Genomic DNA, 12177 nt, shown 5'->3' with positions numbered 1-12177 from the left:
CGGCAGGCCGGGTGTGCCGCCCTGTCGGCGAGCGGGCTGGGACGGGGCGCGTGCGCCCTGATTTCCCGGCGCGGAGGGGGTCAGCGGGGCGTACTGCACCGGCGCGTTCGGCGTGAGCAGCGTGTTCTGCGTCAACTGAAGGGGCGCGGCGGATGCCTGGGGCGCTGGCTGCGCCGGAGCGGCACTTGCGCCCAGCGTGCGGATGTAGGCGATGAGCGCTTTCAGTTCGTCGTCGCTCAGATCGAGTTGGGGCATGATCGGCGCGAAGCCCTTGGGCACGCGCGCGGTGGGATTGCGGATGAAGGTCTCGAGGTAGGCGTCGTCGACGTGAGCTGCGCTCCCGTCCTGGAACGTCTCCGTTTTGCCATACAGACCGTGCCACGTCGGCCCCACGCCCGGCGATCCGTCGACGGAATGGCACCCGGCGCAGCCTTTCGCCTGCGCCAGCAACTTGCCCTTGGCGGCGAGCGGGTCGGCGGCCATCGCCCCCGCGTGCTGGGCTTGCAACGTTGCGAAGGTGGGCAGTTTGGCGAACCAGGCGTCGTAGGCGGGCTTGTCGTCGACGACCACGACCCCGCGCATGTTCGCGTGGCCGACACCGCATAGCTGCGCGCAGAGGATGTCGAAGCGGCCGGTGCGCGTGGGGGTGAGCCACATCTGAGTCACCATGCCGGGAACCATGTTCATGCGCGTGCGAAACGGCGGCACGTAGAAGTCGTGGAGAACGTCTTTTGCGCGCAGCAGCAATTTGACGGGCTGGCCGACGAGGAGGTGGAGTTCGGGGGCGTCGACGATGCGATCGTCCTGATTCGCCGGATCTTTCGGATTCAGGCCCAGCGGGTTGTCGGCGGTGACATAGCTGGGGTCCGAGGTGCCGAGCCGGCCGTCCGGACCCGGCAGACGGAAACGCCACTGCCACTGCTGGCCGACGACTTCGACGATACGGGCGTCGCGCGGAGGATCGATGAGCTTGGCGTAGACGAAAAGCCCGGGGGCGAGCATCGCCGCAATGCCAACGGTGGTAATGCCGATCAGCCAGGCTTCGAGCCGCCGGTTGTGAGGCTGGTAAGCCGCCCTATGGCCCTCGCGATGGCGATAGCGGAAGATCGCCCACGCCACGAAGAGATTGATGACGACAAAGGCCACACCGGTGATGACCAGCGTAATGGTGAGGGTGTCGTCCATCTGCCGCCAATTCGACGCCAGCGGCGTGAGCCACCACGGACTCCAGAAGTGAAAGGCGAGCGCGGCAGCAACGACGACGATCAGGAGGATCGGGAGTGCCATGGCATTCACCCGCGTAGGCTCGTCTTTCTCAAAAGTAGACGTTGGCGGCGCAGTGTCAAGAATGCAATGCGATGAAGGCAGACAGGGCAGTCAACAGGCTTCAGCACGGATACAACGCCACCCCGTCACGATCTGTAACGAAATGTTTCAAACATTCGTATGGACTCACTCAAACAAATTATTAACCGCGACACTGTGAACGCTGGCGAATTAGCGTGCTCGGCAGACGTTCTTCTGCGGCGAATGCTTCTATTTTCAACAGGTATTCGTTGATATTCACAAATATTGAAGTTTTTATTCGTTACAAATGCGTCATATCCGTGCTGCAAAGTTTCGTAGAATTTCCGTTTTTCCTTACCAATCCTTTTTCTTTCCGGATCGGCCATGGGATACTACCGAGATATCAAACGCTGACACAGTTTCACGCAGCAAAAAAAGCAGTTCAAGAGCATGTCGTTAAACGTTAATCGCGATCCATATGAAGACGGCTCGATAGTCGTGCTCAATGGAAAATAAAAAATCGTTTTACTATTAATCGATTACAGCGATAGCGGAAAAATCAGGAACAACCGGGGAATCCAGAAGTCGTGGCACCGACAGGCTGAGTTGTAAATGCAGCGCCTTGTGCAGTATCGACTTTGACCAATCAGATTCTCCGTTGCCAGCATGCGAGTAGTTCGGCATCGGACGAGATAACGGACCATTTGAATGCACCCTCTTCAGCGCCTCAACAATCGACTCGCTCACTTTGTACGGCTGCACGTGTTCGTCAAGGACTCGGTGCCGCTCAGTGCCTCCGTGCCGCTTGCGCGCTGGAATGCCGCTCTGCTCGCGTTCGTCGTGTTCGCCAGTTTGTTCGGCCAGATCGTTCCTGCACCACTCGTCACGAACCCCGATCTGCTCGCCCGGGCGATGCGCGTGTTGTCGAGCTACGTCACGCCGCTGATTTTTGCCTTCCTGGTGGTTTCGCGATTCATCGCGCACCCGAAACCAGCCAAGGAGAACCGCCTCGTCTTCGGCGCAGCACTGGCGTTGACCGTTTCGTACTTCTTTTCGATTCTGATCTCCGCCACGCACGGGGAAGTGGCCAAAAGCGCCGCAATCGCCGTGTTCTTCTCTCTGGCGACCGTTGTCCTTTTCGATGTTTTCGGCTCGGCACCGCAAACGGTGGCCCGCTATTTGCGCATCCTCTGCCCGCTCCTTGTGGCGTGGACCGTCATCCCCGCAGTGCTCTCGCTGGCAGGACCGTTGCGCCCCCTGTTCATGGCCATCGAAGACAGCTCCATGCATGGCTTCGCCGAGAGCCGCATCGGCTTTGTGCTGTGGGGTTCAATGGGGCTCTTCCTGTTGTGGTGCAGCGGACTCCGAGCTCGCCATCAGTACGTTCACGACGTGCTGATGGGCATCATGCTGATCGCCCTGTACTTTGCTCAGTCGCGTGGCGTGGTCGTCGGACTGTCCGCCGCCGTGATCTATTACCGAATCCAAAGCGACGAGCCGTGGCGACGCAAGATGCGCGACATCGCCATTGTCGTCGTCGTTGCTGCCCTCGTGTGTCTGAGCTGGAAGGTGTTCGGACGGCAAGAACCGCTGGAGATGGTGAACGGCCAACGTTCGAGCATCTATTCGTCCTATTTCCATGAGCTGAAACGTCACTCCGCCCTGTTCGGCGCCGGTACGATGGTCGACATTCCGCTTGAGGGTACGACGCAGCGCACGCAGGCCCACAATCTGGTGCTGCAATGGCTGGCCAACTGGGGGATTCTCGGTGCGATCGGTATCTGCGTATTCCTCTACGCTACCTGGACACGCCTGAAGACCGTGGAAGCGCGCATGCTGCTGCTGATCTTCATGACGTACAGCATGACGCAACCGGTTCAGGGCACACCGAACTTCTTTGCGCCGATCACGCTGCTCTGGTACTTCACGATCATCGCCGTGGACGTACGCAGCCGTGTGCGTGCTCAAGCCGTGACGGAAAGTGTCCCGGCACGCCAGGCAACAACGCCCGCGATGCCGGGCAGAGCGACGCCGTCTTTTGTCGAGCGCCCGCCATCGCCCGTCATGGTGCGCTCGGCGAATACGTCACGGCAAGAAGAAGAACCGCTGCAAACCTACAGCGACTCGCGCTGACATCGCGGGGATCTCATCCCCGCCCCGAGGGGGTGCCATCGAGTGCGTCGGCCTCTGCATCTTGCGCGAGATAAAGCAGATCGACGATATCGCCGTCAGGCTCGTAGTCCGGCACGAGCTGCCGCAACAACTGACGCGCAATGCCGACATCTCCTGCCCCCAACACCATGGCGAGGGCATCGAGCTTGGCCGACAGCGTCGGCCAGTCCATGAAATCCTCCGTCACTCGCGCGATATGCCTCATTGAGGTCGGCGTCTGACGAAGTGCCGCCCTCGGTTCGCGAACCGGCGCCTCGCCTGCGTCCGGTCCCGTGACCCGGATCTCGATATCGCCCTCCGGGTGTCCGACATCACGCACCGACAGCCCGGACAGGCGCACCATACGCACGGCGAGTTCCCGAATCTTTTGCGGTGCCCCCATATCGAGCGCGTATATGTCGCCGCTGCGCGCCATCGCCCCCGCCTGAATCAGCAGTTGCGCGGCCTCGGGCAACGTCATGAAATGACGCGCCGTGTCGGCATGCTCGAGCTTGACCGGGCCGCCCTGTGCGATCTGCTGACGAAACGTCTGCACCAGGGCATTCGCCGCGTCGTTCACGTTGCCGAGCCGCACTGCGGCAAAACAGGTCTGCGGCGCATCGGGCGCCATCGCCTGCAGTACCCGCTCGGCCAGACGTTTGCTCGCCCCAAGCACGCTGTCGGGCCGCACGGCCTTGTCGGTACTCGCCAGTACGAACGTCGCGACATTCGCTGCCGCCGCCGCTTGCGCGGTCACGAGCGTACCCATGACATTGTTCTTGATGCCTTCGACGAGGTTGTACTCGATTAGCGGGGCATGGTTGTGGGCCGCCGCGTGATACACCGTGTCCGGCGACCAGGTCGTCATGATGTCGCGCATGCGATCCGCATCGACCACCGATGCGAGCAGCGGCACTAGCCTGACGGTGGTGTCCCGGGCGAGTTGCGCCGTCAGGGATCGGTAGAGTCTGTCGAGCGCCAACTCGCTTTGCTCCACGAGCAAGAGCGCGTGCGGCCGCACCAGCAGAATCTGACGGCATAGTTCGGTGCCGATGGCCCCGCCTGCGCCAGTGACCAACACACATTTGCCGGCAATCGAGCGACGCATCAGGAGGCTGTTCGGTGTCACCGGCTCACGACCGAGGAGATCGATGATATCGAGTTCCCGAACATCGGCGCCCAGGTCGTCGGCACGCACCGCTTCCGTGGTGTCGGGCAATGTCCGCACAGATACGCGCGCGCATTGCAACGCCTCGAGAATTTCGTTACGGCGCTTTCTGAACGTCGAAGGAATCGCCAGCACGACCATGCTCACGCGCATGGTCTGCGCAAGCACGGGCAAATCGGCGGGCCGGTAGATCGGCAGGCTGTCGAGCACGTGGCCGTGCAAGCGGTCGTCATCGTCCAGATAACCGACCACGCGCATCTCGGTGCTGTTGGCCGTCGCCGCGGCCATCTGGCGCCCGGCAGCGCCTGCACCGTAGATCAGCACACGCGGCAACGATGACATGCGAAGGTGGACATGGTAGAGACCGCCAAGCCAGAAGCGGGCGAACGCTCGCGACGCGCCCACCATGATCAGCAGCAGGATCGGCTGGATCAGTCCTACCGTGCGCGGTACGTTCGGCACACCGATGGCCACGAAAACGGTCGCATAGAGCAAGCCGTATACCAGCGTGGCCTTGAATACGGTCATCAGCGCCTGCCGGCTGGAGTAGCGAAAGATCGCTGCGTAAAGCCCCGAAGAGACGAAGACCGGTAGCGCAAATACGATCGACGCCAACGCGGCGAACAAGGCCGAATCGCGCAACGCGATGAACGTGCCCAGCCGCAGGAAGAACGCCAGCCAGGCGGCCAGCACGCACAGGCAAACGTCGACACACAGCACAAGCCCGCGCTTGGCGGTGCGTGGCATCGCGAGCACGTACTGCGCAAAGTCCTTGACGGGAATATCCATTCGACTAGCCTGCGACGCTACGCCGCTGCGAGAATGCCGACGCGCCCCGCGTCGTCCTGCCGGTTCTCACACAGAGTGTCCGGCAATCCTGTTGTGGGTGGGCAATTCGCTCAGCCACTGCTCGAGCTGCCCGATCAGCGTGTCGCGATCGAACTGCGCCCGGCACAACGCGCGTCCACGAGCACCGTACTGCGCGCGCACTTCCGGCGACATCTCGCTCATCGCGAGTACCTGTTCGGCCAGCGCGGCCGAATCGCCGGACGCGCACACCAGCCCTGCGCCACCGCGCGCGACCGTGTCGGCGCCTTCGCCATTGAGCATGGCGAGCACGGGAATGCCCGCCGCCAGATACGACTGCAACTTGCCTGGAATCGTCATGGCAAAGATCGGCTCGTCTTTCAGGCTCACCAGCAACGCATCGGCATGCGCGAAGAACTCCGGCATGCGCTCGAGCGGGTGGCGCCCGAGCATCAGGACAGCGTCCCCGAGCTCGCGCCGACGAATCTCCTCGGCGACCCACGCACCCATTCGCCCGTCACCGACAATCGCCCAGCGGATATGACGATGCTCGCGCAGACGCTGCGCCGCATCGAGAATCGCGGGGAAATCCTGCGCTTCGCCGATATTGCCCGCGAACAATACGGTGAACTTGTCGTCGCGTCGCTCCAGTTCCGGCGCCAACGTTGCCGAGCCACTGTCGAACACCGTTTCGGCCCAGGCCGGGAAATACTCCACACGATGGTCCGGCGGCACATACCGGCGAATGTGAGGAATAAAGCTGCGCGACTGCGCCAGCACCAGGTCGCAGCGCCGGTAAATCGCAGACACCAGCCACCCGACGCCACGCAGCAGGCGCGGCGAACGGACCACGCCAATCGCCTCCAGGGTGTCGGGCCACAGGTCGAGCACCCAGAACGCCTGCGGCGCTCGCTTGATCCAGCGCATCAGCCCCGACACAATGCCCACCGTGATCGGCGAAGGTTCGAACGTGAGAATCACATCGAACGCCTGACCGCGCAGCTTCCATGGCCCCGCCAGCGATGCGCCGAGCACGAAGCTCAGATAGTTGAGGACCAGACGCAGGCCCCCGGTGTGACGGGGCAACATCGGCACGCGCACGACACGTACCCCCTGGTAGGTTGCGAAGTCCTCCGGCGCTTTGCGGTAGGCGTCGAACACCTCCCCATCGGGGTAATTCGGCACGCCGGTCAGCACCGTCACGTCGTGCCCCCGCTTCACCAGCTCGGCACTCAACTCATTGATGCGGAAATTCTCGGGCCAGAAATACTGGCTCACCACGAGGACACGCATAGGCCGGTCAGTAGCGCTTCCAGACCACGCGATTTACGTAATCCGTATAGCTGTGAATAATGCGCACGACCTTCTCCGAGACATTCGGCGCGCTGTAATCGGCGACTGGCAACAAGGTTCGGTTCTCCCCGCGCCCTTGCGTCGCCAGAATGTCGAGCCCCTGCATGACGCGTTCGCACTCCATGCCGACGAACATCACCGAGGCCTCCTCCATGGCTTCCGGGCGCTCGTGCGCTTCGCGCAGATTCAGTGCCGGGAAATTCAGGATCGACGACTCTTCGCTGATCGTGCCGCTATCGGACAACACGGCGCGCGCGCTGAGCTGCAAGCGGTTGTAGTCCGAGAAGCCGAGCGGCTTGAGCAATTGCACTCGCGGATCGAGCGAAACCTGCTGTGCGTCGATACGCTTGCGCGTACGCGGATGCGTCGACACGATCACCGGAAGATCGTACGTGCGCGCGATGGTATCGAGCGTATTGACGAGTTTGTCGAATTGCTTCGGCGAGTCGATGTTCTCCTCGCGATGCGCGCTGACCACGAAATACCCGTCCTCCTGAAGCCCGAGACGCGACAGAACGTCGGATGCCTCGATCCTGGAGCGGTAGTGCGTGAGCACCTCGAACATCGGGCTGCCCGTCTTGATGACCATGTCGGGCGGCAACCCTTCGCGCAGCAGGTAATCGCGTGCGATCGTGCTATACGTCAGATTGATATCGGCCGTGTGATCGACGATACGGCGATTGATTTCCTCGGGCACCCGCATGTCGAAGCAGCGATTGCCCGCTTCCATATGGAATACCGGGATCTTGCGACGCTTCGCTGGCAGCACGGCCATGCAACTGTTGGTGTCGCCGAGGATCAGCATCGCATCGGGCTTGACCTCCTCCAGCACGCCGTCCACCGCGATGATGACTTTGCCGATGGTCTCCGCCCCCGTCGCGCCTGCCGCGTTCAGGAAGTGATCGGGGCGACGCACCGACAGGTCGTCGAAGAAAATCTGGTTGAGCTCGTAGTCGTAATTCTGGCCGGTGTGCACGAGCACATGCTCGCAATGCGCGTCGAGCGACGCCAGCACACGCGAGAGCCGGATGATCTCCGGGCGCGTGCCCAGCACGGTCATTACCTTGAGCTTCTTGTTCAGGGGTGCAGTCATGGGAAATCTCAGATCGGGCAAGCGTAGGTGTCGGGACGCGCGACATCGAAAATTTCGTTTGCCCAAAGCATCACGATCATTTCGTCGTTGCCGATATTGGTGATGTCATGGGTCCAGCCCGGCACGGTCTCGACGATGGTCGGCGGCGTCGCCTGCGTCAGTAGCTCGTACTCCTGCCCCGTCTCCATGTGGCGAAATCGAAAACGCGCGTTTCCGCGAATCACGAGAAACTTCTCGGTCTTCGAGTGATGGTAGTGCCCACCGCGCGTCACCCCCGGGTGCGCCGTGAAATACGAGAACTGACCGGCGTCCGGCGTTTTGAGCATTTCGACGAACGCGCCGCGGCGATCCACCCAGGCTGGCACCGTGTACGAAAACGCCTCGACCGGCAGATAACTGACATAGGTCGAGTAAAGCGCCCGCAGCAGACCGGTGCCGACGCGCTCGGTGACCAGCGTCTCGCGCGAGGCCTTGAACCGTTGCAGCCAGTCGACCACCTGGCCGACGGTCGTCGTGTACTGCGGGCTCACACGATCGAACCCCTCGCCGTCGCGCTGTGCGTCGGCGCCGTCGAACAATGCGAGGAAGCGCTCGATCACATCGTCGATATAGACAAGGGTGAGCGCGGCGTTCGGGTCGTTGACCTGGATCGGCAGATCGCGACTGATGTTATGACAGAACGTGGCGACGGCCGAGTTGTAGTTCGGGCGGCACCACTTGCCGAAGATATTGGGCAGACGGAACTGATGCGCTACCAGTTCGCCACGCGCCTCGGCGTCGGCCAGCACACGTTCCGCCCCGAGCTTGCTCGCCCCGTACGGATTGTCGCGTGCCGCCTGAATCGACGACGTGTAGATCACGGGCAACGGCCGCGAGCGCGACGCTGCACCGGCGGCGATGGCCTCGCAGAGCTGGCGCGTCAGCCCGGTATTACCGGTTTCGAATTCGGCCGGATCCTGGGGACGGTTCACGCCCGCGAGATGGAACACGAAGCCCACGTCGCGCAACAACGCCGCCAGGTGCGCCGGATCGTCGTGGCGACCGAAGGTCACCACCTCGACGTCCTTGCGCTCGGACAAGCGCAAGCGCAAGTTCTTGCCGACGAAACCGTGCGCCCCCGTGATCAGTACTTTCATGACCTCAATCCTCTTGACCTGGCGTTTCTCCGCTCAGGATCTTCTGCATCCATTCGAGTTTGCCGAGCAGCGCCTTCATTCCCTCGACGTCCAGACGCGTCGTGTTATGCGAGTTGTAATCCTCGATGCTCTGCGTAATGCGCAGCTCGCCCTGCTCGACGAACTTCGCGTAGTTCAGGTCGCGCGCATCGGGCGGCACACAGAAATAGTCGCCCATGTCGCGAGCGTAGACCATTTCCTCGCGGCTCAGCAGCGCTTCGTAGAGCTTTTCGCCGTGACGCGTACCGATATGCTGTACCGGATGATCGGGCTTGCCCATCACCTCGAGAATCGCGCGCGTGAGCGTCTCAACGGTGGCGGCCGGCGCCTTCTGCACGAAGATATCGCCGTTGCTGCCGTGCTCGAACGCATACAGCACGAGATCGACCGCGTCGTCGAGCGTCATCATGAAGCGCGTCATGTCCGGATCGGTCACCGTGATCGGCTTGCCTTGCAGAACCTGATTCACGAACAGCGGGATCACCGAACCGCGCGACGCCATGACATTGCCGTAGCGGGTGCCGCAAATCACCGTGCCGGTGCCTTCGAGATTGCGGCTGGTGGCGACCATGACTTTCTCCATCATCGCCTTGCTGATCCCCATGGCGTTGATCGGATAGACAGCCTTGTCCGTGCTCAGACAGACCACGCGCTTGACACCCGCGGCAATGGCCGCCTCAAGCACGTTTTCGGTGCCCTGCACGTTGGTGCGCACCGCTTCCATCGGATAGAACTCGCACGACGGCACCTGCTTGAGCGCCGCCGCGTGGAAAACGTAATCGACGCCGCGCATGGCGGCCGCAATGCTGCGCTCGTTTCGCACATCCCCGATGTAGAACTTCAGCTTCGGGTTGTGGTAGCGCTTGCGCATGTCGTCCTGCTTCTTCTCGTCACGGCTGAAGATGCGAATTTCCTTGACGTCCTCGTTCAGCAGGCCCTTGAGGACCGCGCCGCCGAACGAACCCGTGCCGCCGGTAATCAGAATGGTGCGTTGGGAGAATTTGCTCATCTCAAACCGCCTTTATCACTTTCTTGAATAGTTGTTTCAACGGCCCGGGCAACAGCGTTTGCACAAGGCGTTGTGATTTCACGCGCAACACCGGCTTCATGCCGGCCCGAAAGCCCGGGCGCAACCGGCGCACGCGCGCGAGCGTCTGCGTCAACACGTGCTCATAGCGCGCGTACACGGCCTCCGGTTCCTGCCCTAACGACCGGTAGTAACCCGAGAGCCGGTCGAACTCGCCGTTCGACAACCATTGGAACTGGTGGAAATGGTAGAAGACGAGCGGCTCGCCATCAACCAGCGGCGTGCCGTCGGCCGCCTGCGTGAAGCGATAACGCGAGTAGTTCCAAGGCGCGACGCCAGCCCCCTTCGTCTGGATCACACACAGCGAATCATAGCGCTGCGGCCATTCGTCCAGGTACTTCTGATCGCCCATGCGATTGTCTTCGAGACGGTGAAAGCACCACTCGATACATTGTTCGCGCCAGCGTGCCAGACACGCCATGCCCTGCGTATCGCGGCGAAAACTGACCCATTCCACACAGTAGCGGCCGTTGATCTCGAGATGCTTCCACACGTCCGGAAAGCGGTGCTCGATGATGGCGACCGACGCCGAGCCGATCTCCTCGAATACCGGCGCCACTGACGAATAAAACATCAGATCGGCATCGAGATAGGTGATGCAGTCGATCTCCGGGTGCTTGTCCAGAATGTAGCTCGGCAGGCACGGCGAGAGCGTCCAGCAATACTCGGCCCGGCTGCGCTGCGCTTTCACGCGACGCAGATCGTCGTCTTCGAGCGTGTCGAGCGGGATGCACGAGACGCCTGGCAGAGCCATCTCGGTCAGTATGGCGTTCGTCTCGTCGTCCATGCACAACACGCTCACCTGCGCGTCCGGGCAATGGGCGCGCAACGACTCGAGCATGGCAATGCCCTTGACGAGATAGTTGCTGTCGAACAATGTACAAAAGTGATGCATGCGCATTGGCCCCGTGTTTGCTGAAGATGGCGATGTCACAGATAACGCTCGAGGATCGGCACGAGCTCATGCATACGACGCTCGTAAGTATGTTCGCGCAGCGTGCGCGCCTGACCCGCGCGGGCAATGGCGTCGGCTTCTTCCGGGTGATCCATGTAGTACCGGATCAGTTCGACGGCCTCTTCCTGCGAATCGTAGGCAACCACTTCCTTGCCGACCTCGAACAGCTCGCCGAGGTTGTCCTTGCGATCGGTGATAAGCAATGTGCCCACCCCCGTCGCTTCGAACAAACGCATATTGTTCGCGTTGTTCTCGGCGACATTGATATGACGATTGAGCGTCACCCGGCTGCGGGCGAGCGCTCGGTACATATTCAGCCCCCAGACCTCACCGCGATGGCGCGCCGCAATCGGCGACGTGCGCTCCAGGCTGGCCGCGCCGTAACCGAAGAACTGGATCGGCGTGTTCTGCGCGAGGTAGGTCAGCATCGGCAGCGCCTTACCGTGGTGCCGGCTGATGCCGCCCACGAAGCTCACGTCGATGTCGCGCGAAACGTCACCCAGCGCTTCGAGCACGCGGGTATCGAAACCGATGCGGAAATATTCCGACGCCACGCCCATCGCGCGCAGGCGCGGCACGAAGTGCGGGAATGACGTCAGAATCAGATCGTACGAGTGGATCAGCGGGTCGGGCGGCATCGGGCTCGCGATCTGGCCGACGATCTTGCCCACGTACGGACGCACCCGCGCCATCGCCCTGGGTGTCATGAACCACAGGTCCTGACAATAGAGCACGTCGGGGCGATAGTCGATGATCTGCTCCACCGCGATATCGACCAGCCCCGGCAGCGCTTCGAGCATGCCCCGCAGCACCGGCAGCCGGCGCAACCGCTGCGGCACGCGCAGCGCAAGCGTGTTGATCCGCGTGCCGTGTTCTTTCGCCCACGTGGTCTGGGCGGGCAGATTGTTGACGATCAGGTCATGGGCTTCATGCCCCATGGCCTGCAAATGACGCGAGTAAAAGTCCGACGTGCCGAACAGTTGACCCAGCATCGCCTGATGCTGTGCGTCGTACGACGCGGCGGCCAGTCCGGGTTGCGCGGCATAAGTCGCCTTCAGGAAGGCGGGGTAATAGGTATCGAGCAGAAGAATGCGCATTGGC

The 12177-nt window shown here is 61.9% G+C and carries 8 protein-coding genes and 1 pseudogene; 1 reads left to right on the top strand and 8 read right to left on the bottom strand.

Annotated elements, in window-relative coordinates; translation table 11 throughout:
- Positions 1 to 159 precede the first annotated feature (159 nt).
- A pseudogene (locus ACIPHM_RS22010) lies at positions 160 to 1287 on the bottom strand (c-type cytochrome); the annotation flags it as partial.
- Positions 1288 to 1995: 708 nt separating this feature from the next.
- Between ACIPHM_RS22010 and ACIPHM_RS22005 the strand changes: the two are divergent.
- Positions 1996 to 3420 (top strand): O-antigen ligase family protein, encoded by a 1425-nt coding sequence (locus tag ACIPHM_RS22005; protein ID WP_400333036.1) that lies wholly within the window; start codon positions 1996 to 1998, stop codon positions 3418 to 3420.
- A 13-nt stretch (positions 3421 to 3433) separates the two neighbouring features.
- On the opposite strand, the gene ACIPHM_RS22000 is transcribed toward ACIPHM_RS22005, so the two are convergent.
- From ACIPHM_RS22000 to ACIPHM_RS21970, 7 genes are all read right to left on the bottom strand, one after another.
- Positions 3434 to 5395, bottom strand: a complete 1962-nt coding sequence (locus ACIPHM_RS22000; protein WP_400333034.1) for a polysaccharide biosynthesis protein — start codon at positions 5393 to 5395, stop codon at positions 3434 to 3436.
- Positions 5396 to 5461: 66 nt separating this feature from the next.
- Positions 5462 to 6706 (bottom strand): glycosyltransferase family 4 protein, encoded by a 1245-nt coding sequence (locus ACIPHM_RS21995; RefSeq protein ID WP_400333031.1) that lies wholly within the window; start codon positions 6704 to 6706, stop codon positions 5462 to 5464.
- Between the two features lie 7 nt (positions 6707 to 6713).
- Entirely contained in the window at positions 6714 to 7859 is a 1146-nt protein-coding gene (wecB, locus tag ACIPHM_RS21990) for a non-hydrolyzing UDP-N-acetylglucosamine 2-epimerase (RefSeq protein ID WP_400333029.1), read from the bottom strand.
- Between the two features lie 8 nt (positions 7860 to 7867).
- Positions 7868 to 8995: an NAD-dependent epimerase/dehydratase family protein gene (locus ACIPHM_RS21985; RefSeq protein ID WP_400333027.1), complete on the bottom strand. Its 1128-nt coding sequence runs from the start codon at positions 8993 to 8995 to the stop codon at positions 7868 to 7870.
- A gap of 4 nt (positions 8996 to 8999) precedes the next feature.
- Positions 9000 to 10043 carry a polysaccharide biosynthesis protein gene (locus tag ACIPHM_RS21980; RefSeq protein WP_400333025.1) on the bottom strand — a complete coding sequence of 348 codons (1044 nt, stop codon included), beginning with the start codon at positions 10041 to 10043 and terminating at the stop codon, positions 9000 to 9002.
- A gap of 1 nt (position 10044) precedes the next feature.
- Complete coding sequence (locus tag ACIPHM_RS21975) at positions 10045 to 11016, bottom strand: hypothetical protein (RefSeq protein WP_400333022.1); 972 nt, start codon at positions 11014 to 11016, stop codon at positions 10045 to 10047.
- 35 nt (positions 11017 to 11051) lie between these two features.
- A complete protein-coding gene (locus ACIPHM_RS21970; RefSeq protein WP_400333020.1) occupies positions 11052 to 12173 on the bottom strand; it encodes a glycosyltransferase in 1122 nt (373 codons plus the stop codon).
- Between the last annotated feature and the right edge of the window lie 4 nt (positions 12174 to 12177).

The sequence above is a fragment of the Pandoraea sp. NPDC087047 genome (assembly GCF_044745225.1).
Lineage (GTDB): Bacteria > Pseudomonadota > Gammaproteobacteria > Burkholderiales > Burkholderiaceae > Pandoraea.
Note: the sequence above shows the minus strand (reverse complement) of the source record. Positions and strands in the feature narration are given on the sequence as shown.

Coding starts and splice junctions, on each gene's coding strand:
- ACIPHM_RS21980 (WP_400333025.1), bottom strand. CDS start 10,043: ATGAGCAAATTCTCCCAACGCACCATTCTGATTACCGGCGGCACGGGT.
- ACIPHM_RS21985 (WP_400333027.1), bottom strand. CDS start 8,995: ATGAAAGTACTGATCACGGGGGCGCACGGTTTCGTCGGCAAGAACTTG.
- ACIPHM_RS21995 (WP_400333031.1), bottom strand. CDS start 6,706: ATGCGTGTCCTCGTGGTGAGCCAGTATTTCTGGCCCGAGAATTTCCGC.
- ACIPHM_RS21970 (WP_400333020.1), bottom strand. CDS start 12,173: ATGCGCATTCTTCTGCTCGATACCTATTACCCCGCCTTCCTGAAGGCG.
- ACIPHM_RS21975 (WP_400333022.1), bottom strand. CDS start 11,016: ATGCATCACTTTTGTACATTGTTCGACAGCAACTATCTCGTCAAGGGC.
- ACIPHM_RS22000 (WP_400333034.1), bottom strand. CDS start 5,395: ATGGATATTCCCGTCAAGGACTTTGCGCAGTACGTGCTCGCGATGCCA.
- ACIPHM_RS22005 (WP_400333036.1), top strand. CDS start 1,996: ATGCACCCTCTTCAGCGCCTCAACAATCGACTCGCTCACTTTGTACGG.
- wecB (WP_400333029.1), bottom strand. CDS start 7,859: ATGACTGCACCCCTGAACAAGAAGCTCAAGGTAATGACCGTGCTGGGC.